A 20,078-nucleotide genomic window follows, 5' to 3' on the forward strand; every position below is an offset into this window, starting at 1 on the left:
GTGCGGGTGCCGCCTTGGCGGTGGCGTCCGGGCCGGTGTCCGGGTGAGAGTGGGAGGGTGGGTTCCTCCTCGTACGCGGAACGGCCGCCCGCCGCCGCTTCCGGGCGGCAGGTGGCCTGTGTCTGGGTCCGGCGGAACACCGCGGGGCCGGAGTACGGGCAGCTCGTCGTACCGGACGGCTGTGTGGACCTGGTGTGGTCGGCGGCGGGGCTGGAGGTGGTCGGTCCGGACCTCGCGCCGCGGACCGTGCCGGTGCCGGGCGGGGCAGAGCTGGCCGGGGTGCGCTTCCGGCCCGGCGCGGCCGGGCTGCTGCTGGGGGCGATGCCGGTGCGGGAGCTCTGCGACCTCCAGGTGCCGCTGGCCGAGGTGGTCGGTGCGGGGGAGGCGGAGCGGCTCGCGGAACGGCTCGAAGGTCGGCTCGCGGGGCGGACTCCGGAGCGGTGCGCGGAGGGGCGGGCGGAGCGGTGCGGGGAGTGGGGTGGGGAGTGGGACGATGAGTGGCGCGCCGGGGTGCGCGGGCCGGCGGATGCCGCGGCCGTGCTGGACGCCTTCGTGGCCGCGCGGGTGCCCGGGTGGTCGCCGGACCGGCTGGTCGAGCGGGCGGTGACCGTGCTGGGGCGCCCGGAGCGGGTGCGGCTGCCGGAACTGGCGGCGGAACTCGGGCTTTCGGAGCGGCAGTTGCGGCGTCGGACGACGGACGCGGTCGGTTACGGGCCGAAGACCCTGCACGCGGTGCTGCGGTTCCGGCGGGCGGTGGCCTGGGCGCGTTCGGGCGGTTCTGCCGGTGCCGGTGCCGGTGCCGGTGCCGTGCCGGAGCTGGCGGCGGTGGCGGCTCGGGCCGGGTACGCCGATCAGGCGCACCTCACGAGGGAGGTGCGCCGCTGGTCGGGGTTGTCGCCGACGGTTCTGCTGGGCCGGGCCGCCGCGCGGCCCGGTCAGGCGCCCCCGGGAGCGTCGTAGGCGCGCAGGGTCAGCAGCGCCTGGAGCGTGACACCCGGGCGGGCCTCGGACTCAGTGCTTGCCGACCAGCGCGCCCAGTGGATCGGCCAGCCGCCGTCCGACTGCTGTTCGGCGGCGAGGTGGTCGAGCCCGCGGGCGAGTTCGGCGGTGCTGAACCACCGGCGGGCCAGGCTGTCCGGCCGGCGGGCGTAGTCGTGCGGGAGGTGGTGCTCGCCCGGTGCGTAGCCGGGGGAGATCCGGGCGTCCTCGGGCCGGGCCGGGTCGAGCAGGACGATCCGCTGCTCGCGGACCAGCGCGCCCAGCCGGGCGGCCTCCCGCCCGGCCCAGACGGTGTCCGGCGCGGCGTCGAGGAAGCGGATCGCGGCGCCCGCCTCGTACGGGTGGGTCTCGCGGAGGTTCTCGACGGCGGTGCGGCAGAAGGCGGTCGCGGCGGTGAGCCACGGGTGGACGATGCCCCGGCGGAGCAGCGGGGCGACGATCTGGCCGGTGGACAGCAGCGCGCCGACCGGCGGCCGGCCCTCCTCGGGCACCGGCACGAACGGCGGGTGCGGGTAGCGGCGCAGGCTCGGCAGGACGACGGGCACGCCGCCGTCGGGGGCGGCGACGCCCGCCAGCCAGTCGCAGACCGCCCGGGCGCGGGCCTGGTCCAGCGCCCCGGCCTCCTCCAGGACGAGCAGTGCGCCCGGGACGGCGATGGGCTGGGCGGCGGGCCCGCGCACGTCCGGTTCGAGGCCGTAGGCGTAGCCGCCGTCGGCGGTGCGGTGGGCCTCGAGGGCGGCGAGGACGCCGCCGGGGTCCCCCGCGGAACTTCCGACGGGGTTGCCGGCGGGACTTCCGACGGGGTCACCGGCGGAGTCGCTCTCGCCGCCGAACAGGTGGGCGAAGCGCCGCTGTTCGATGACGCGGCCGGAGGTCCAGAGGAACGCGGCGGCGGCGTCGAGACGGTCCCCGGTGAGGCGTGCGGTGCGGGTGCGGGTCATGACTCGACCGTAGGCGGGCCGGGGGCGGCCGTCTTGAACGATTCGGACGCGGGCGCGGGGGTGTCGCGTGCGGGAGTGCCGCGCGGGGCTGCCGGGCGCGGGCGTGGTGGGCGTCAGAGGTCCTTGGCGGCCGCCCGCCGCTGTCGCTTGCCGAGCGGGGCCTGGGAGAGGTCCTCGGCCTGGGAACGGAGGTTCTTGTGGCCGTACCCGCGTTCGTCGAGCCAGGCGCGCGCCGACTGCTCCGCGCGCTCGGTGGCCTCGAGGATGTCCTCCTCGGCCTCGCCGGTGTCCTGGTAGCGGAACGTGAAGACGGCGCGGGCGGTCAGGTCGTAGCTGAGGTGGCCCTCGGGGGTGAAGGCGGCGTACAGGATGTCGTGCTCGGCGGCCCTGGACTGCAGCTCGGCGTGCTGTTCGGGGGTGAGGCCGTCGAAGACGCCGCGGACGGTGATGCGGAAGGTGCGGGTGGTCATCCCGCGAGCGTAGTTCGCGGGGCGGCGGGTGGGCGAAGGGTTTTGCGGCGGTCCGCATGCCGGGCCGCACACCGGGCCGGCCCCGGCCCCGGCCCCGGGTGTCGGTGGCCGGGGCCGGGGCCGGGGTGGTCGCTCAGGCTTCGCGGAGGACCGGGTCGGAGGTGCCGGGGGCCGGGGCCGCGTCGAGGGTGGGCCAGGCGATCCGGGTGGAGCAGAGCGCGACGACCAGCGCCGAGGCTGCGACCACACCCATGCCCCAGGCCAGGCCGGTGGCATTGGCGACGAAGCCGATCACGGCCGGGCCGGCGAGCAGCCCGGTGGTGCCGGTGGCGGCCACCAGGGCCAGGGCGTCGGACCCCTGCCGGGCGGCGGCGACGTAGACGCAGGGCGTGACGGCGGCGATGCCCAGACCGACGCAGGCGAAGCCGATCAGGGCCGGCACGACACCGCCGACCAGCAGGGCGAGCGCCAGGCCGAGCCCGGCCACGGTGCTGCCGACCCGGACGATCGGGCCGTCCCCGAAGCGGGTGCGCCAGCCGTCGGCGAACAGCCGGGCGACGACCATCATCACCGAGATGACGGCGATGCCCAGGGGGGCCAGCTGCGGCGAGGCGTGCACGACGTTCTTCAGGTAGAGGGCGGACCAGTCGTTCATGGCGCCCTCGGTGATGGTGCCGAAGACCATCGCGACGCCCATCCAGATGGTGATCCGGGAGGGGAGCGGGATTCCGCGGCGCTTCGGCGGCGTCGCCTCGGCGGCTCCGGAGGCCGCTTCCGCGCTCTCCCGGTCGGCCGTCCGGTCGGCCTCGGCCGACTGCGGCTCGTCCGCCAGCATGCCGGTCCCCGCCAGCAGGAGCAGCAGGGCGAGCACGGCGGCCGCGATCGCGAAGTGCGCCGACAGCGTGGTGGTGACGATGTTCACACCGGAGGCGAGCAGGGCGGCCAGGCCCAGGCCGGCACTGAAGGTGGCGTGCAGCCTGGACATCGCGGTGCGCCCGAAGCGGACCTCCAGCGCGGCGCCCTGGGCGTTCATCGCGACGTTCAGGAAGCCGACCGCGACGCCGTCCAGGGCCGCCACCAGCAGCAGGACGGCGAAGTTCGGGGCGAGCGCGAAGCCGCCCAGGACCAGGCCGAGGACGATCGCGGAGACCGTGGCGAGGGTGCGGGAGCCGTACCGCTTCATCATCGTGGCGACGAGCGGGAAGGAGGCGGCCGCGCCGATCCCGGAGGCCATCAGCAGCAGGCCGATCTGCCCGTCGCTGAGCTCGAAGTCGGCCTTCAGGGCGGGCAGCCGGGACACCCAGGTCGCGTACTGGAAGCCGAGGAAACAGAACAGCGCTGCGATGGCCAGGTGCGCCCGCAGGAAGTCGTCGCGCACGCGGAGCATGTGCATCAGTCCGATTCTTGGGTGGGGGAGTTCGTCACTCGGGGAGTTCGTCACTGGGGGGAGGGCGGGGGAACGGTGCCGGGGTGGAGGGGAACGGCTAGGGGTGGAGGGGCATCGCCATGTAGACGGCCCGGTCGCCGTAGCTCGCGGGGAGCCGGACCTCGGGGCGGGGGAGGTAGCCGAGGGGGGCCCAGAGCACCTCACTGCCGCGGACGGCGACCAGCGAGATGGTGGTGTGGCCGCGCTCCCGGGCCGTGTCGGCGAGGAAGGTGAGCAGGCGCGGGGCCAGTCCGCGCCCGCGCAGCCGCTCGGTCACGACCAGGTCGTGGGCGTGCAGGTTGGTGGAGTCGGCGGGAGCCGGGGACTCCGCGCGGCTGAGATCGGGGCAGTGGCCGAGCGGGTAGGGCAGGGCGAGCAGGTAGCCGCCGAACTCGCCCTTGTGCTCGATCGCGAAGCAGTAGTCGGGGGCGGCCCGGTGGCGCGAGCGCAGGGCCTCCCCGCCCTCGGAGAGCCCGCTCTCGCCGTAGGCGCGGGCCTCCAGCGGCACCACCTCGGCCCAGTCGTGCTCGGCGAGCGGGCGGACCAGGAGTTCGTCGTCGAGGCCCACACCGCCGCCCGGGAGCCGGGCGGCGGTGCCGCTGTCGCTCGCGGGCCGGTCGGTGGCGGGCCGGTCGGTAAGGAGGCGGCCGGTGGCGGGCCGGTCGGTGAGGAGGCGGCCGGTGCCGGGTCGGGCGGCCGGGTGCGCGGACATTACTGCGGTACTCCCTCGGGGCGGGGCGCGCCGTCCGGGCGGTCCGCCCGGACGCAGCTGTAGGGCAGCGGGGGGAAGCCGTTGAAGCCCCGCGTGGTGTAGGCGGTGGCGTAGGCGCCGCAGGAGAGGATCCACACCGGGTCGCCCGAGGCGGCGTCCCGGGGGACGGGCACACCGGCCCCTTCGTCGGCGTAGGCGTCGTCGCTGTCGCAGGTGGGACCGGCGATCACGGCGGGTACGGTCACGGCGTCCGGGTGGGTGGGGAACTCCAGCCGGTAGCGCAACTCGTCCATCTCGTACAGCCCGTTGAACTTTCCGCAGCTCAGGTAGAGCCAGTACGCCCGTTCACCGTCCAGCTGCTGACGATCCGTCAGGCGCGTGATGCGGGCCCGGATCGCGCCGTGGTCGGCGACCAGGTGCCGGCCCGGCTCCAGCAGGAAGCCGAGCGGCGCCGCGGAGACCTCGCGCAGCCGCTGCATGCCCTCCCGGATCACCGCGAACATCTTGTCGACCGGCGGGTCGAGCGGCTCCCCGCGCCGGTCGAGTACGCCGAGGGCGGGCAGGCCGCCGCCGAGGTTGACGTGGTCCAGCAGGATGCCGCGCCGGTTGGCCTCCTCGACCACCGAGGCGATCGTCTCCAGGGCCTGCTGCCAGGCCTCGGAGGTAAGCTGCTGGGAGCCGACGTGCACCGAGAGCCCGGCCGGGACCAGTCCGGCGTCCCGGGCCGCGTCCAGGACCCGCAGGGCGTCCGCCGGCGAGCAGCCGAACTTCCGGCTCAGGCCCCAGAGCGCCCCCGCGCCGGTGGTGGCGAGACGGCAGAAGACCCGTGCCCCCGGCGCGTGTTCGGCGATCGCGAGGACGTCGGCCAGGCTGTCGGTGGCGAAGTCGCGCACACCGAGCCGGTACGCCTCGGCGATCTGCTCGTCGGACTTGACGGTGTTGCCGTAGTGGATCCGCTCCACCGGCACGCCGGTGCGCAGCGCCTGGACGATCTCCTGCGGTCCGGCCGCGTCGAATCCGGAACCCCGGGCGGCCAGGCAGTCGAGCACCTCGTCCACCGGGCAGGCCTTCATGGCGAACCGGACGTCGACGCCGGGCAGTTCGCGCAGCAGGTCGTCGTACTGGGACTCGATGCCGTCGAGGTCGTAGATGATCCGGTCGTCCTCGGCGGCGGCCAGGGCGGTGCGCAGGCGTCCGTGGTCAGGCATGGGCGGTGCTCCGGCCGGTGGTGGGTCGCTCGGGTCTTCCGGGGGTGTTCGTGGGCGCGGGCGCGCTCGAGGGTGTGGATGCCGGTGCCGGTGCCGGTGCGGGCGCGAGGAGGTCGGCGCCCGACGGCGTCGGCGGGACGGTGCGGGCGGCCGCCACCAGCGGGCCCCACGCATCGACGAGCAGGGCGAACGCCTCGATGTCGGCCTGCGCCTCGTCCAACAGGCCTTCCCGGCGCGGCAGCAGACGGTCGGCGAAGTCGGCGTAGCGCCCGCCCAGCCCGCGGTAGGCACGGTCGAGCACGGCCAGCCGCCGGTGGTTCTCCGCCCGGTCCTCGGCCGCGGCGCGGCGGGCGAACCCGGCCACCGCCCCGGGCCGCACGTGGTGGTGCTCGTCGAGCAGCGCCCCGCCGGCCGCCTCCAGCGCGTCGTACACCGGGTGGAGGTACAGCATCGACAGCAGGAACTTGGTGAACCGCAGCTGGTAGGCGAGGAACCCGGCGTCGGTGCGGCGCTCCGAGGTGTAGTGGTTGACGATGTTGCGGTTGTGGGTGACGCCGGGCAGCCCCGCGTCGAGCACCAGGTGGTGCAGGAAGTAGTCGCTGCCGATGGTGTCGGTCGCCGGCGGCAGCGGCACCCGCTCGTACAACTCGCGGTCCAGCGCGATGTTGCACATGTCGATCCGCCAGATGTCGGGCAGGTCGAGCACGGCACGGTCGTGGGTGAACGGGTCGGTGCCGTTGCCGACGAACGAGTCCGCGACCAGCTCGCGCCGCTGCTCGACGGTGGAGCCGGTGGCCGCCCACAGGCCCACGACCTCCTCGTAGACCGCCGGGTCGAGGGAGCGGATCTCCCCGAGGTCGACCGAGAGTTCGCCGATGAAGGAGCTGCCGACCAGGGCGACCGGCTTCTCCGCGTGCACCGGGTCGAGGGTGTGGTGGGTGACGCCGGGCGCGGCGTCGGCGGCACGCCGGCCGATCGAGCGCAGCTCGTGGTGGATCGGGAACACCGGTTCGCCGTCCAGCTCCTGGTAGGTGCTGTCGGAGTCGCGGCGGTGCAGCGAGGAGCAGCCCAGCGCGGCGGCGAACAGGAAAGCCCGGTTGGTGCAGGCGCCGTAGGAGACGGTGTCCGGCAGCATCAGCTCGAGCAGCCGGTCGGCACCGGCCGCCGCGGCCAGGGCCGGTGTCGCGGCGAGGGCCCGGTCGATCGCGGACCGCAGGAAGGTGCGCTGCTGCTCCTCGTCGAGGTGGTGGACCAGGACCCCCTGGACGGCGGGGAGGTCGGCGACGGCCTTCTCGTGCTCGGCGCGGGTCGCGGCGTCCGCCGAGTCGAGGATCAGCAGATGCACCCGGACGCCGAACTCACGGGCGGCCCAGGCGGCTTCGGCGCCGACGTCGGCGATGGCGGCGGCGCAGGCCCGGTTGGTGGGCAGGGCGAGGCAGATGCCGGGTGCGGCGAGGTCCACGGTCATGCCTCGCCCTTCCTGGGCGCGGGGATGCCCTCGGGGCCGGGGGTGTCGCCGGCCACCGGTGCCTGCGCGCCGGTGCCGGGGGCGCTGTCGGGGCCGGGGGTGCCTTCGGTGTCGGGGTTGCCGTCGGTACCGGGGGCGGCTTCGGCGTCGGCCGGGTGCCACGGCTCCAGGCCGAGCAGCCTGGCCCCGAGGCCGGTGAGTTCGGCCGCGCCGTAGCGCAGCGACTCGTGCTCGCGGTGGTCGCCGACCAGGGTGCGGTTCCAGGTGGGGGTGGAGCGGTCGCGCCAGGAGCCGATGCGCGAGTCGCGGAGCTCGGTGTGCTCCTCCAGCGCGGGCATCATCGACAGGTACTGTACGGAGCGCACGCCGTCCGCCGAGGTGTTGGCGGCCACGCCGTGCGCCAGCATGCCGTTCCAGATCAGCAGGTCACCGGCCTTCAACTCGGGCCGGACGACCGGGAAGTCGGCACGGTCGACGGCCGGACGGATCGGGTCGCGGTCGGCGGGCTGGGTGGCCTGCCAGGTGTTGAACCGGCGGAACAGCTCGGGGTTGCACTGGAAACCGCCGAGGTCCGGTGCGGTGTCGTTGAGGGCGATGATGCCCTGCACGCGCTGGGGGAGCATCCCGGCGGTGGAGTCGACGTCCCAGTGCAGCTCGATGTCGAAGCCCTCGTCGGTGGGCTCGATCAGCGCGCGGTCGCGGTTCCTGACGTTCGGCGGGTTGAGGTTGAGCCGGTCGAGGGTGACCCAGAGCTCCTCGCAGTCCCAGACGTCGACGAAGGCGTCGTAGACCCGGCGGGCCTGCCGGCTGTCCCACATGAGCTGGTGCTGGTAGGCCTCGACGAAGCCGTAGATGTGCAGGTGCTGGTCCAGCTCGTCCCGGAAGTCCCGTTCCTCGTACCAGGTTTCGGGCCGCTCGGGGTCGAGGCCCTGGAACGACCAGGCGAAGTCGAGCAGCCTGCGCGCGGCCTCGGGGGCGATCGCCTCCGGCACGATCACGTAGCCGTACGTCTGCCAGAAGGCGAACTGCTCCTCCGACAGTACGCGCAACGGGCGCTGCTTCTGGATGTCCCTCAGCGCGGTGGCGGCGAGGTAGGCCTCGCCGTCGTTGCTGAAGTACGGGCGCTCCGAAGCGGCTCGATACAGGTACCCGTCGGGCTTCGGCATCACGGCACTCCAAGGTCGGGTCGGGGCGTGGGATCGGTGGTGGTCGTGTGTGCCGAGAGCGTCGTGTGCCCGGGGTGACGGGAGAGCGGTCGCGGGGGAGCGGGCGGCAGGGGGCGGCGGCAGCGGGACGGGCATCGGGAACGGCTGATGGGCACGGCCGGGTGAGCGGTGGGGAGAACGGTGAAGGTGGTTCCGGAGGCGGTGGTGGCGGGAAGGGGCGCGGGGCAGGGCCGGGCGGCGGCGGAGGGCGGCCGCGGCCCTGACGGGGCGTGGGATGAGGGTGGATTGCTCGTCCGACAAGGAGTGCCGACGGCTGTTCCGGCCTCGTCAAACGCGTGTTCCCCTACGGTGGACTAGACCAACTTCCGGTGTCAACCCTCGTCCCGGCAGCCCCGATCGGCACTCCGGCGGTCGGTGGACGACCGGGCCTGACCTGCGCGGGAACCGGCGCCCGGTCGGGTCACGGGCGGTCGGTCGGGCGCGTCGGCGGGACGGGTCCCCGGTGCCTCTTCGGGTGGCTGCCGCTGCTCGATCGGGCAAGTGGCGTCCGGCATTGACCGGTTGACGCGACCTCGGCCGGAGGGGGTGGCGACGCCCTTCCGTGGGTGCTGTGGAGGTTCGGTGAGAGGTGCGAGGTGAGAGGTGACGGGTGGGGTGCGGCCGCCCCCTCCGGCCGGGTTCGGGCCGGAGGGGGCGGCATCGGTGCGGGGAGGTGCCGGGGGAGGTGCCGGTGCGGGGAGGGTCAGAGTGCGACGGTCCGCAGGTAGGAGCCCTGGCCGCGGGTCCCGGCCACGAGGAGCGTGTGCGCCCCGGGGACGACCGCCGCGGCCGAGACGCCGTCCAGGCCGAAACCGGTGAGCGTCTCGCCCGGCACGGCGGTGTCGGTCGCTGTGCTGTAGGCGAGCACCGAGGCCTGCGGCGTCCAGCTGTCCTTGAGGAGGTAGAGCCGCCCGCCGTCCGGGCTCACCGCCACGTAGTGGAGGTCGGCCGGAGCGGTGGCGAAGGTGAAGACCGGCCGGGCGGTGTTGGTCGCGGTGCTGATGGCGTAGCCCGTCCCGGCGGAGGCCTGGATGCCCAGCGCGTACACCCGCAGGCCGTCGGGCGAGGCGGCCAGCTCGCCGGTGGCGCCGAGCCGCTCGACCGGGGCCAGCGGGGTCGGCACCGCCGTGGTGGTGTCGAGGTGCTCGACGCCGAGGTCGGTGGCGACGTACCCGGTGGCGCCGCCCGCCTGGAGCGCGAACCCGCCCACGCCGTAGCCGCGCAGCGGCAGGGTCCCGGTGAAGGCGCCCGGGCCGGTGCCGAACACCAGCACCCGGCCGGGGCGGACGCCCTGGCCGTCGCCTGCCGGGCCGTTCTGTCCGGCGTAGACCCTGGACCCGTCCGGACTCACGGCGAGGCCGGTCAGCGCGCCGGGCGTCCAGCCGGCCGGGCGCTCCTGCTCGGGGGCGGGGGTGCGGGAGAGTACGGTGCCCGCCACCGTGTCCACGGTCACCAGCCGGTCCGCGACCACCAGGTAGAGCCGTCGGCCGTCCTGGCTCACCACGGGCCTTCCGGCGTCGCCGTCCTCGGCCAGCGGCAGCTCGGCGACGACCGCCCCGCTGCGGAGGTCGACCGTCCGCAGGACGACCGGGGTCCGGCTGCCGGACCGGTCCGCCGCCACGACGTACGCCCTGGTCCCCTCGGGGCTGACGGCGAGCCCGAGTGCCCGCCAGCCGACCGCGGTGCCGTTCGCCGGGCCCGGAGCAGGCTCGGCGGCGGCCGCCCCGATGCCGGTCCCGGTCAGCAGCAGTGCCGCGGCCACGGCCAGAGCCCCGGTCCACCGGGCTTTCCCCACAAGCGAATTCATGATTCCCCACTCTATGGTCTAGACCTTATGGGTGGTGCGGGAAAAGGCTAGGGCACGGCGGCGGGGTCGGGGCGTCGGTTTTTGGACCTTGTCCGCACCGGGCGGATCCCCGGGGCGGTCGGGTCCGGCTGCGGGCGGGGCCTCGTCCTTGTTCCCGGATCGGCCATAGGTTCGCTCTATGGGCCCATAGATCCACACCGCCTACAGTGGCAAGGTCCGGCGGGGTTGGGTGGACGTGGGGAACTCTCGTCCGTCCGCCCCACCGGGCACCGTGCTGCTCGACCGGGCACGGTTCTGCTCCGTGCTGTTCCGTTCGGTGCTGTGCCGTTCGGTGTTGTTCCGTCCCGCCCGCTGTGCCGTTCCGTGCCTTGCCGTTCCGCCGCTGTGCCGTTCCGCCCGCTGTGCCGCCCCATCCAGTCCTGTCCGTCCCCGTCCGGAGGATCGCCCCGAGATGACCCGCCCGATCCGCGTCGCGATCGTCGGCGCCGGCCCCGCCGGCATATACGCCGCCGATGCCCTGCTGAAGTCCGACGCCGCCCAGCAGCCCGGGGTCTCCATCGACCTCTTCGAGCGGATGCCCGCGCCGTTCGGTCTGATCCGGTACGGCGTGGCGCCCGACCACCCGCGGATCAAGGGCATCGTCACCGCCCTCCACAAGGTGCTCGACAAGCCGGAGGTCCGGCTGTTCGGCAACGTCGACTACCCCGGTGACCTCGCCCTGGACGACCTGCACCGGTTCTACGACGCCGTGGTCTTCTCCACCGGCGCGATGGCCGACCGCGCGCTCGACATCCCCGGTGTCGGTCTCGACGGCTCCTACGGTGCCGCCGACTTCGTCTCCTGGTACGACGGCCACCCCGACGTGCCGCGCACCTGGCCGCTGGAGGCCGAGAAGGTCGCCGTGCTCGGCGCCGGCAACGTCGCCCTGGACGTGGCCCGCATCCTCGCCAAGACCGCCGACGAGCTGCTGCCCACCGAGATCCCGCCGAACGTGTACGACGGCCTCAAGCGCAACCGGGCCCAGGAGGTGCACGTCTTCGCCCGCCGCGGCCCCGCCCAGGCGAAGTTCAGCCCGATGGAGCTGCGCGAGCTCGACCACTCGCCCAACATCGAGGTCATCGTCGCCCCCGAGGACATCGACTACGACGAGGGCTCGATCGCCGAGCGGCGCGCCGCCAAGCACGTCGACATGGTCGCCTCGACCATCGAGAACTGGGCGATCCGGGACGTCGGCGACCGCCCGCACCGCCTCTACCTGCACTTCTTCGAGTCTCCGGTCGAGGTGCTCGGCGAGGACGGCAAGGTCGCCGGGCTGCGCACCGAGCGCACCGAGCTCGACGGCACCGGCAACGTCCGCGGCACCGGCGAGTTCACCGACTGGGACGTCCGCTCGATCTACCGGGCGATCGGCTACTACTCCGACGAGCTGCCCAAGCTGCCGTTCGACCCGGTCTCCGGCACGGTGCCGAACGCGGCCGGCCGGGTGCTCGCCGCCGACGGCTCGCACCAGGACGCGGTGTACGTGACCGGCTGGATCAAGCGCGGGCCGGTCGGTCTGATCGGTCACACCAAGGGTGACGCCAACGAGACCGTGGCCTGCCTGCTCGCCGACCAGGCCGAGGGCAGGCTGCCGGGTGCCGTCGAGCCCGACCCGGAGGCGGTCCCGGCGTACCTGCGGGAGCGCGGGGTGCGGTTCACCACCTGGCGGGGCTGGTACGAACTCGACGCCCACGAGCGTGCGTTGGGCGAGGCCGAGGGGCGGGAGCGGGTCAAGGTGGTGGAGCGGGAGGACATGCTCCGGCACAGCGGGGCGTAGGCCGGACCGGTTCTGGCCGGGTCGGTCCTGGCTGAGATCGAACGCGAGCCCGGCCCCGGCCCGTCGACGGTGGACGTCCGTCCCGTCGACGGGCCGGGGCGGCATCGGCCCACTCGGGCATCTCGTTCCGGAGCCGGTCGGCGGCCCTGCCGGTGAGCTGGACCCGGATCAGGCCGGCCGTACGGCCGACCGGCGGCCGCTTCCTTCTCCCGATCTCGGACCCCGGGCTGCCGGGCTCAGTCCTCGGCGGGCGGGGGCGGGGCGAGGACGACCGGCCAGGCGTCCTCGCCGGCGATCACCTGCTCCAGGGCGATCCCGGGGTGGGCGTTGAACACGGCCGTGGCGGTGCCGGCCCGGGCGTACAGTGCCGGGTCGACCTCCGCTTCCGCGTGCAGGACCAGGGCCGCGTCGGGGGCGGCGGGCGAGCGCTCCGGGAACGCAGCCGGGTCCGCGCCGATCTGCTCCAGCGTGAACGGGTACGCGGCCACCGCGACGGTCAGGCGGTCCCCGTCCAGGGCGTGCTCCGCCCAGCCGTCGGTGGGGAGGAGGAAGAAGGCGCCGTCCCCCTCGTGTCCGTACCAGCTCAGCTTGGCGACGGCGCGCTCGCCGGGCGGGCCGTCCGGATCGACGAGCAGCGCCACCACGGGCGCCTCCGGGTCGTCGGGGTTGATGCCGTTGCGGACGTAGAGCCGGGCCACGGGCGACCTCCGGTCGGGGTGGGCGGGGTGTGCGCGTCTGGGGCGTGCGCGTCTGTCGGGGTGTGCGCGTCTGTGCTCTGCGGGGCGAATGCTAGCGGGGCTTCCTCGGGAGCGGTCGCCCCGGGGTTATTGTCATGAACGCGACCTTAACGGGCCGGTGGCTCGAACGACAGGAGAACCGTGTGCTCCGGATCGGCCGCTCCGGATCGGCCGCTCCGGGGAGGGGTGCCGGCTGCGGGGTGTGCCGCGGGGGCTACGGGGTGGGCTCGTGCTCGCGCCTGGCCCGCTGCCGGGTCGGTTGTTCGGTCCGCTGTTCCCTGGTTCGGCCGTCCCGCCGGTCGTCCTCGCGCGGCCGCTCCGGAAGGTGGTCGCGGACAGCCGGCGCCGCGGTGCGGCGGCGGCGCGCCTCGAACAGGTGGCGGCTCAGGGCGAGGGCGGTGAGCAGGGCGAGGAGGGTGCAGACGCCCGGCCAGCCCGCCAGGGCGTGGGCGCGCAGTCCGAGCCACGAGCCGACGCTGCCGCCGAGGTACCCGAACGTCATGTAGGCGGTGTTGAGCCGGCTGCGGGCGTCGGCCCGGAGCTCGTACACCCGGGTCTTGTTGGCGATCATGCCGGACTGCATCGAGACGTCCAGCAGCAGCGTGCCGCCCACCAGGACGGCCAGCCCCGCCGCGCCGCCCCCGCCCCCGGCCGCCAGGACCGCCGCCGAGGCGAGGGCGCCGAGCAGCCCGGCCAGGTTCACGGGGTCGGCGCCCCGGCGGTCCACCAGCCGTCCGGCGAACGGCGTGCAGACCATCGTCGCCGCCCCGACCAGTGCGACAAGCCCGACCGTCTGCGCGCCGAACCCGTACTCGGGCCCGGTGAGCAGCAGCGGCAGGCAGGTCCAGACGGCGCAGAACCCGCCGAAGACCATGGCCTGGTAGAAGCCCGATCGGCGCAACTCGGGTTCGTCGCGCAGCAGTCGGAGCGGCTCGACCAGCAGCGACCCGTACGACGGCCGGACGGCCGGTGCGACGGCGGTGACGTCCGGCAGGGCGCGGGTCAGGACGGCCGCGAGCACCAGCGTCAGCACCCCCGCCGCCAGGTAGGGGGCGCGCCAGCCCAGGTACTCGCCGAGCGTGCCGCTGAACGTCCGCGCCAGCAGCATGCCGCCGGTGGCCCCGCTCAGCAGGGTGCCCATCACGGCCCCGCGCCGGTCGGCCGGCACCAGCCCGGCCGCCATCGGCGACACCACCTGGGCGGCCACCGTGGTGGTGCCGACGGCGACGCTCGCCGCCAGCAGTACCGGCAGGGTGGGCGCGCAGCCGGCCGCGAGCAGTTCGACGCCGGTGAGTCCGAGCAGGGTGGTCAGCAGTCGGCGGTTGGGTATTCGGTCGCCGAGCGGCACGATGAGGAAGATGCCGATGGAGTAACCGATCTGAGTGAACGTCACCGCCAGTGCGGCGGAACTCTCGGACGTGTCCAGGCCGGCGGCGATCAGCGGGGTGATCGCCTGCGGGAAGTAGATCGTTCCCACGCCGACGGCGCAGGTGACGGTGAGCAGCAGGAGCAGGCGGCGAGTCATACCCGGAGGTTGGCCCGGCGGCGCGCCGTTGCCAATCGATGTAGCGTGGCGCTTCATGGTCATCACCTTCGAGCTGGGCGTCGAGGACCTCGCGGACACCCGGTTCGCCCTCTCGTCGCTGAACGAGACCGTGCTCAGCCTGCGTGTCCTGCGCGAACCGGGCCTGTCGGCGCTGCACCTGCCCTGGCGGCGGTCCGTCCTCCGGTCGATCGGTGAACTCGACGGTTTCGACAGCGGGTTGCTGCTCTCCCTGGTCGCCTCGCGGCGGACGGTGCCGGACTTCCTCACTCCCCCTCCGGCGAGCTTCGCGCCGTCGTTCGAGGAGGAGCTGGCCGTCGTCCGCCGCACCGCCCCGGCGGTGGTCCGGCGCGACCTGCTGGACACCCACCTCCCCGATCCGCCGCCCGAGCCCCTGCGCACCGCCCTCGACCGCGCCGGCTCCGGCGACGCGGCCGTCCGCCGGCTGCGCGACGAGCTGTGCGAACTCCTGCGGCGCTACTGGGAGATCGCGGTGCGACCGGAGTGGCCGGGGATGCGGATGCTGCTGGAGGCCGACATGACCTACCGCGCGCGCCGGCTCGCCCTCGGCGGCGCCCGCCTGCTCTTCGCCGACATGCACCCCTCCCTGCGCTGGAACCGGGGGGTGCTGCACATCGCCGACATGATCGGCCGGCACCACGTCCTGGCCTCGGGGCGGGGGTTGCTGCTCCTGCCGTCCGTGTTCGCCCACAAGCCGGCGCCACCGCTCAGCCCGGACGGCGCGCCCACGCTGGCGTACCCGTGCCGGGGCGTGGCGACCCTCTGGTCCCGCCCGCCCGTCGTCGAGCCCCGGGCGCTCACCGCACTGGTCGGCGCGGCCAAGGCCCGGCTGCTCACCATGCTGGACGAGCCGCTGGCCACCGTCGAACTCGCGCGCCGGCTGCGGGTGACGCCGAGCGCCGTCTCGCAGCACCTGCGGGTGCTGCACGCCAACGGCCTGGTCGCCCGGGCCCGGGACGGGCGGCAGGTGCTGTACCGGCGGACGGCGCTGGGGGACCGGCTGGGGGGTGGGGCGGGGGAGTAGGAGGTGTCTCCTGGGCCCGTGCCGGCGCCGTGCCGCCCGGGAGCGAATGCCCCCGGGCGGCGGGCCTGCGGGCCTGCGGGCCGGGGGCCGGGGGGCCGGGGGGTCGGGGGCGGCGAGGTCGGCCGTGGGCCAGCGGCAGGGCCGAACGCTCCGACCGTGCCCCGCTCGACGGACGGGCCCGGGTCAGGGCCTGCCGCAGCGAGCGGGAACGCCACCTGCCGGCCGCGTCCCCTGCCTCGTGGGTCGGAGCACCTAGACCGCGGCCGGGTCGGTGTTGGCGCCGCACAGGACGACGCAGACCTTCTCGCCGTCGGCGGGGCGGTAGCCGTAGGCGGTGCCGGTGGTGCCGTCATCGGGCGCGCCGTCGTCGGTGAGCAGGGCGGCGAGGGCGGTGGCGGCGCCGTGCTCGACCAGGATCCGGCGGTCCTCCCAGAGCTCCCGGCGGGCCCGGACGACGGCCTCGTCCGGCACCAGCACCGAAAGGGCGCCGGTGCCGCCCTCCTCCGGGCGGGCGGCGTCCACCGCCAGGGCGGTGGCCCGGCGGGCGCCGAGCGAGTCACCGGCGACCGAGTCGACCGTGACGTCCACCGGCCGGCCCGCCGCGAGGGCGGCGTGCAGCGCGCGGGAGTGCTCCGGCTCGACCGCCACCGCGCGGATCCCGTGCTGCCGGGCGGCCGTGGCCACGCCCGCGAACAGCCCGCCGCCGCCGACCGCGACCAGCACGGTGTCCAGGCCGGGCAGCCGTGCGTGGATCTCCTCCATCAGCGTGCCCGCGCCCGCCGCGATCAGCGGATGGTCGTAGGCGTGGCTGGCCAGGGCGCCGCTGGTCGCGGCGAACTCCTCGCAGGCCGCCAGCGCCTCGGCGTACTCCGTGCCGACCAGCCGGACGTCCGCCCCGTACGAGCGCAGCCGGGCGATCTTCACCTGCGGCGCGTTGGCGGGCAGGAACACGGTCGCCCGCACCCCCTGCCGGAGTGCCGCCCACGCGCACGCCATCCCGGCGTTGCCGCCGGAGGCGATGGTGACTCCCGCGTCCGGCAGGGTCCCGCCCTCGCGGTGGGCACGGAGGAAGTTCTGCGCGCCGCGCGCCTTGAACGACCCGGTGTGCTGGAGGTACTCCAGCGCCAGCCACAGCTCGGCACCCTCGGTGCTCCCAGTGCTCCCAGTGCTCCCGGTGCTCCCGGTGAGCCCCGTGGCCCCGGGGCCCTCGGCGGGCGCGACGGCCACCGGCCGGACGTGACCGGCGATCCGCTCCGCCGCCGCCTTGATGTCGTCGTAGCCGAGCTGCTGTCGCATGGTGCCGCCTCCACGGGTCCGTCTTCCGGTACGGCGTACCGTACGCTGTGCCGCATGCCCCGGCAATCCGCCTCCCTCGACCGCGCCACACCCGAACGCATCGCGGTCGCCGCCCTGTCCGTCGTCGACGACCAGGGCCCGGCCGCCCTCAGCTTCCGCACCCTCGCGGCCCGGCTGGACATCTCCGTCGCCTCGCTCCAGCGCCGCTGCACCGACCTGGCGGGCCTGCTCGACCTGGTCACCGACCACCTCGCCGAACGGCTCCCGGACATCGCGCCCGGCACCCCCTGGGCCGACGCCACCGAGAGCCGGTTCACCGCCCTGTACCGGCTGCTCACCGCCCACCCCGGGCTCGTCGCCCTGCGCGGCAGCCGCCCCTGGATGGGCCGGAACCTGCTCGCCCGGCTCGTCGAACCGCAGCTCGCCGACAGCATCGCGGCCGGGATGACCGCCGAGGAGGCGATCACCGCCTACCGGCGGATGTACCTGCTCACCCTCGGCAGCGCGAGCTTCGTCGACCACCGCGACCCCGCAGCCACCCGGGCCGTGACGCGTGCCGCGCTGGCCGCGCTCGACCCGGAGGACTTCCCCGTGCTGAGCGGCGGGATCGCCGAGATCGTGCCCGTGGTGACCGACCACGAGGTGTACTACGGGGCGCTGCGCCAGCTGATCCGCGCCGCTGCGCCCGCCTCCCCGCCGGCCTTGTCGCCGTCGGACTCCCCGCCGGCCTCGTCGCCGTCGGACTCGTCCGGGGAGTGAGCGGTGCCCGGAAGGGCAACTCTGTTCTTCCCGGACGGCCCTTCCGGTGCCGGGCCGGTCGTCGTGCGGCCGGCCCGGTCCGGCGCGCGCAGGCAATCCGCGCGTCGGTCCGCTCCCGCGTCGTCGGCGTGCCCGTCCCGTCCGGCCTGCCCGATCCGCGCGCCGGGCTGCTGAACCGGCGCCCGACCTGGGACTATGCTTCCAGCCGTACGAGAACGAAGGACTTAGGGGTGGGCGACATGATCGGTGCAGTGCTGATCGGCGTACTGGCGCTCGTCATCGGGGGCTGTGTGTGCGTGGTGTGGGCCGACCGCGGGGGCCCGCGCTGGACGCGCGTCGTGGCGGCGGCCACCGTCGGTGCGGGCCGGCTGGTGCGGAGCTACCAGAAGGCCCAGCGCCGCCAGGTCAACAGTGGCGACGGCAACTCCGGCGCCAACGCGGGGTAAGTGCGGCGCCGCTGCGCCCGGAGTGTTGGCTCTCACCGGTGCCCCCTGCCGATCGGCAGGGGGCACCGGTGCGTCGGACGCAGCAGAAAGGTGCCGATCGGTACAAGCGTGCAGGGGCGCCGAAACGGCAGGCTGTGGGACGTGGGGCAGCCGGTGGGGCGGCCCCGGGATCGAGGCCCCGTGGTCGAGTACTTCGCCTGTCATGTCGTTGTCCGCCGTCCTGTTGCTGTCCCCGGCCCGGGTCGGGGTGTCGAGCTGTGGCGCCGCCTTCGTCCCTCGCTCCTGCGGGTGTTGTGGTGCACGGCGGCCGCCGTCCTGCGCCGCGTGTACCGTCCGTCGGTGCGGTGGCGTCCGGTACTCAGCGCACGCGACCGTCCCACCGCCATTCCCCCGCCGGGCGGCGGGGGAGGTCCGGCAGTGCGGTGCGGCCGGTGCACCAGAGCAGGGTGTCCGGGCCACCGTGTCCGGGCGGGGCCTCCGGGAAGAGCCGGGCCACCGCCGGGCCGGCGAGACGGTCCGGCGCCGGCCGGTCGAGCTGGAACGCCCCGGCCAGGTCCCACCCGTGGACCAGCAGTTCCACGATCCCCATCGCGGCGAAGCCCGGACTGTCCGAGTGGCCCCAGGGGTGCCAGGCGCGGGCCTCCGGCGGTGCTGTGCGGACGGTTGCCGCCAGCAGTTCGGCGGCGATCCGCAGTCCCTCCAGGCAGTGGGAGATCGGAGCGGCCGGGTCCAGTGAGCCGAAGAGGGTGATGTACCGATCGGTGGGCCGCGCGGTCAGCAGGCCCGCGTAGCCGAGCACGCCCAGAGCGAGGTGGTCCAGGGTGGCCCGGGCGGTCCAGTCGCTCCCCTCGGGGCGGCGCGACCAGTCGGCGTCCGCCGCCCGTTCCAGGACGGTCGTGGTCACCTCGGCGGCGTCCACGACCAGCGCTGCCCATTCGGCAGCGGACGGCGAGTCAGGCGCGAGGGAGAGGGTGAGGGCAGAGGTGGAGGCGGCGTAGGTGGTGGTGGAGGCGGCGGGGGTGGGGGAGGGGGAGGGGGAAGCCCCCGTGCGCGAACCGGCCCCGACACCACGGACACCGGACGGAGCACTCACTTGGCGATCACCTCGATCAGCCGCGCGTAGCTGTCGCCACCGTGTCCGGCGGCGACAGCCCGGCGGACCTGGTCGGCGAAGACCTCCGGCAGCGTCGTGTCGACCCCACGGGCCCGGCTCGCGTGCAGCAGGTGTTCCATCGCGGCCAGATGCACGTCCAGGCTGGCGTCGTCCCCCGGGTAGGTCCGGGCGTCGGCCTGTCCGGCGTACCGGCCGACGAAGCCGGCGACGGCACCCGACAGCCACCGCGTGGCGACCGGGGTGAACTCGGCCGCGCGGACGCCGTCCGCGCCGACCAGGGCGACGCCGTGAAGCCAGCCGCTGAGGGCGGACCACATCAGCCCGAGCAGCGCCGTGTCGTACAGTCCGGCGATCCCCGCGTCCGGGCCGAGGTCGACCGGTTCGCCGAGGGCGGCGAGCGCGGTCCGGTGGCGGGCCAGGACGTCGGGGGCACCGCTGTAGAGCACCGTCGCGTCCGGACCGCCGATCCCGGGCGGGGTGATCATGATCGCGCCGTCCAGGTAGTCCAGGCCGATTCCGGCGGCCCGGTCGGCGAACGCGCGGGCCTGCTCGGGCGAGCCGGAGGTCAGATTGACCAGGGTCCGGCCGCTCAACAGCGCCTCCTGGCCCGACAGCACGGCGGACAGCGCGTCGTAGTCGAGCACGCAGGCGACGATCAGGCCGCCGGCCGTGATCGCGGCCTCCGGGGAGGCGGCCGGGACGGCGCCGCGCCCGACCAGGGCTTCGGCCTTGCCCGGCGTGCGGTTCCAGACGGTGGTCGGGTGTCCGGCGGCGAGGAAGGCCTCGGCCAGCGCGGTGCCCATCGCGCCCAGGCCGAGGACGGTCACGGGTTCGGGGGCGGTGGTTCGCGCCTTGTGCTCTGCCTCTTGCGGCTGTTCGTGCGTCATGGGGTTGTCTCCCGTTCAGGGCGTTCGTCGGTGCTTGTCCGCTCGTGCCGTTGTGTCGCGGTTCTTGATCGGCAGGACCCACGTTTCCAGCGCCCGGGAAGCGCCAACAGTGGCAGGATTGCCCTTCGTCGAACTGTTCCTGCCAGAGAGGTGGAGCCGATGACCGCCCCCGTCTCCGCGTCCGATATGGTCGCGCGGC

Annotated in this window: 18 protein-coding genes; 5 read left to right on the top strand and 13 right to left on the bottom strand. The window is 74.8% G+C overall.

The genetic code is table 11. The features are described from left to right. Positions 1-57 precede the first annotated feature (57 nt). Entirely contained in the window at positions 58-960 is a 903-nt protein-coding gene (locus tag BLU95_RS30950; RefSeq protein ID WP_231977910.1) for a DUF6597 domain-containing transcriptional factor, read from the top strand. On the opposite strand, the gene BLU95_RS30955 is transcribed toward BLU95_RS30950, so the two are convergent. From BLU95_RS30955 to BLU95_RS30990, 8 genes are all read right to left on the bottom strand, one after another. Beyond that, positions 936-1,940 (bottom strand): hypothetical protein, encoded by a 1,005-nt coding sequence (locus BLU95_RS30955; RefSeq protein WP_093862873.1) that lies wholly within the window; start codon positions 1,938-1,940, stop codon positions 936-938. The genes BLU95_RS30950 and BLU95_RS30955 overlap by 25 nt on opposite strands. Before the next feature lie 113 nt (positions 1,941-2,053). Next, positions 2,054-2,410, bottom strand: a complete 357-nt coding sequence (locus BLU95_RS30960) for a DUF6204 family protein (protein WP_093862874.1) — start codon at positions 2,408-2,410, stop codon at positions 2,054-2,056. Between the two features lie 133 nt (positions 2,411-2,543). Continuing rightward, a complete protein-coding gene (locus BLU95_RS30965) occupies positions 2,544-3,797 on the bottom strand; it encodes an MFS transporter (RefSeq protein ID WP_093865249.1) in 1,254 nt (417 codons plus the stop codon). A 97-nt stretch (positions 3,798-3,894) separates the two neighbouring features. Beyond that, positions 3,895-4,548, bottom strand: coding sequence for a GNAT family N-acetyltransferase (locus BLU95_RS30970; protein ID WP_093862875.1), 654 nt, complete (start codon positions 4,546-4,548; stop codon positions 3,895-3,897). Then, complete coding sequence (locus tag BLU95_RS30975) at positions 4,548-5,756, bottom strand: type III PLP-dependent enzyme (RefSeq protein WP_093862876.1); 1,209 nt, start codon at positions 5,754-5,756, stop codon at positions 4,548-4,550. Before BLU95_RS30975 ends, BLU95_RS30970 begins: the two co-directional genes overlap by 1 nt. Continuing rightward, positions 5,749-7,224, bottom strand: a complete 1,476-nt coding sequence (locus tag BLU95_RS30980; protein WP_231977912.1) for a DUF6271 family protein — start codon at positions 7,222-7,224, stop codon at positions 5,749-5,751. Before BLU95_RS30980 ends, BLU95_RS30975 begins: the two co-directional genes overlap by 8 nt. Beyond that, positions 7,221-8,390: a phytanoyl-CoA dioxygenase family protein gene (locus tag BLU95_RS30985; protein WP_093862877.1), complete on the bottom strand. Its 1,170-nt coding sequence runs from the start codon at positions 8,388-8,390 to the stop codon at positions 7,221-7,223. The genes BLU95_RS30980 and BLU95_RS30985 overlap by 4 nt, the downstream gene beginning before the upstream one ends. 742 nt (positions 8,391-9,132) lie before the next feature. Then, on the bottom strand, positions 9,133-10,236 hold the full coding sequence (locus BLU95_RS30990; RefSeq protein WP_159425046.1) for a hypothetical protein: 1,104 nt from the start codon (positions 10,234-10,236) through the stop codon (positions 9,133-9,135). Positions 10,237-10,687: 451 nt separating this feature from the next. Between BLU95_RS30990 and BLU95_RS30995 the strand changes: the two genes are divergently transcribed. Beyond that, positions 10,688-12,052: an FAD-dependent oxidoreductase gene (locus tag BLU95_RS30995; RefSeq protein ID WP_093862879.1), complete on the top strand. Its 1,365-nt coding sequence runs from the start codon at positions 10,688-10,690 to the stop codon at positions 12,050-12,052. A gap of 236 nt (positions 12,053-12,288) precedes the next feature. Here the strand turns inward: BLU95_RS30995 and BLU95_RS31000 are convergent, their stop codons facing one another. Together BLU95_RS31000 and BLU95_RS31005 are read right to left on the bottom strand one after the other, a co-directional pair. Next, positions 12,289-12,750: a hypothetical protein gene (locus BLU95_RS31000; protein ID WP_093862880.1), complete on the bottom strand. Its 462-nt coding sequence runs from the start codon at positions 12,748-12,750 to the stop codon at positions 12,289-12,291. Between the two features lie 253 nt (positions 12,751-13,003). Beyond that, positions 13,004-14,314, bottom strand: a complete 1,311-nt coding sequence (locus BLU95_RS31005) for an MFS transporter (RefSeq protein WP_093862881.1) — start codon at positions 14,312-14,314, stop codon at positions 13,004-13,006. Positions 14,315-14,369: 55 nt separating this feature from the next. On the opposite strand from BLU95_RS31005, the gene BLU95_RS31010 reads away from it, so the two are divergent. Beyond that, positions 14,370-15,377 carry an ArsR/SmtB family transcription factor gene (locus BLU95_RS31010; RefSeq protein WP_093862882.1) on the top strand — a complete coding sequence of 336 codons (1,008 nt, stop codon included), beginning with the start codon at positions 14,370-14,372 and terminating at the stop codon, positions 15,375-15,377. A 252-nt stretch (positions 15,378-15,629) separates the two neighbouring features. On the opposite strand, the gene BLU95_RS31015 is transcribed toward BLU95_RS31010, so the two are convergent. Then, positions 15,630-16,673 carry a threonine/serine dehydratase gene (locus BLU95_RS31015; RefSeq protein WP_093862883.1) on the bottom strand — a complete coding sequence of 348 codons (1,044 nt, stop codon included), beginning with the start codon at positions 16,671-16,673 and terminating at the stop codon, positions 15,630-15,632. A gap of 54 nt (positions 16,674-16,727) precedes the next feature. On the opposite strand from BLU95_RS31015, the gene BLU95_RS31020 reads away from it, so the two are divergent. Together BLU95_RS31020 and BLU95_RS31025 are read left to right on the top strand one after the other, a co-directional pair. Continuing rightward, a complete protein-coding gene (locus BLU95_RS31020; RefSeq protein WP_107452615.1) occupies positions 16,728-17,432 on the top strand; it encodes a TetR/AcrR family transcriptional regulator in 705 nt (234 codons plus the stop codon). A gap of 239 nt (positions 17,433-17,671) precedes the next feature. Further along, complete coding sequence (locus tag BLU95_RS31025; protein WP_093865250.1) at positions 17,672-17,878, top strand: hypothetical protein; 207 nt, start codon at positions 17,672-17,674, stop codon at positions 17,876-17,878. 358 nt (positions 17,879-18,236) lie between these two features. Here BLU95_RS31025 and BLU95_RS31030 read toward each other — a convergent pair whose 3' ends face one another. Continuing rightward, complete coding sequence (locus tag BLU95_RS31030) at positions 18,237-18,971, bottom strand: maleylpyruvate isomerase N-terminal domain-containing protein (protein ID WP_286158590.1); 735 nt, start codon at positions 18,969-18,971, stop codon at positions 18,237-18,239. Next, a complete protein-coding gene (locus BLU95_RS31035; RefSeq protein ID WP_093862884.1) occupies positions 18,968-19,879 on the bottom strand; it encodes an NAD(P)-dependent oxidoreductase in 912 nt (303 codons plus the stop codon). Before BLU95_RS31035 ends, BLU95_RS31030 begins: the two co-directional genes overlap by 4 nt. Positions 19,880-20,078: the final 199 nt, after the last annotated feature.

The sequence above is a fragment of the Streptomyces sp. TLI_053 genome, from assembly GCF_900105395.1.
Lineage (GTDB): Bacteria > Actinomycetota > Actinomycetes > Streptomycetales > Streptomycetaceae > Kitasatospora.

Coding starts and splice junctions, on each gene's coding strand:
- BLU95_RS30955 (WP_093862873.1), bottom strand. CDS start 1,940: ATGACCCGCACCCGCACCGCACGCCTCACCGGGGACCGTCTCGACGCC.
- BLU95_RS30960 (WP_093862874.1), bottom strand. CDS start 2,410: ATGACCACCCGCACCTTCCGCATCACCGTCCGCGGCGTCTTCGACGGC.
- BLU95_RS30965 (WP_093865249.1), bottom strand. CDS start 3,797: ATGCTCCGCGTGCGCGACGACTTCCTGCGGGCGCACCTGGCCATCGCA.
- BLU95_RS30970 (WP_093862875.1), bottom strand. CDS start 4,548: ATGTCCGCGCACCCGGCCGCCCGACCCGGCACCGGCCGCCTCCTCACC.
- BLU95_RS30975 (WP_093862876.1), bottom strand. CDS start 5,756: ATGCCTGACCACGGACGCCTGCGCACCGCCCTGGCCGCCGCCGAGGAC.
- BLU95_RS30980 (WP_231977912.1), bottom strand. CDS start 7,224: ATGACCGTGGACCTCGCCGCACCCGGCATCTGCCTCGCCCTGCCCACC.
- BLU95_RS30985 (WP_093862877.1), bottom strand. CDS start 8,390: ATGCCGAAGCCCGACGGGTACCTGTATCGAGCCGCTTCGGAGCGCCCG.
- BLU95_RS30990 (WP_159425046.1), bottom strand. CDS start 10,236: ATGAATTCGCTTGTGGGGAAAGCCCGGTGGACCGGGGCTCTGGCCGTG.
- BLU95_RS30995 (WP_093862879.1), top strand. CDS start 10,688: ATGACCCGCCCGATCCGCGTCGCGATCGTCGGCGCCGGCCCCGCCGGC.
- BLU95_RS31005 (WP_093862881.1), bottom strand. CDS start 14,314: ATGACTCGCCGCCTGCTCCTGCTGCTCACCGTCACCTGCGCCGTCGGC.
- BLU95_RS31010 (WP_093862882.1), top strand. CDS start 14,370: ATGGTCATCACCTTCGAGCTGGGCGTCGAGGACCTCGCGGACACCCGG.
- BLU95_RS31015 (WP_093862883.1), bottom strand. CDS start 16,673: ATGCGACAGCAGCTCGGCTACGACGACATCAAGGCGGCGGCGGAGCGG.
- BLU95_RS31020 (WP_107452615.1), top strand. CDS start 16,728: ATGCCCCGGCAATCCGCCTCCCTCGACCGCGCCACACCCGAACGCATC.
- BLU95_RS31025 (WP_093865250.1), top strand. CDS start 17,672: ATGATCGGTGCAGTGCTGATCGGCGTACTGGCGCTCGTCATCGGGGGC.
- BLU95_RS31035 (WP_093862884.1), bottom strand. CDS start 19,879: ATGACGCACGAACAGCCGCAAGAGGCAGAGCACAAGGCGCGAACCACC.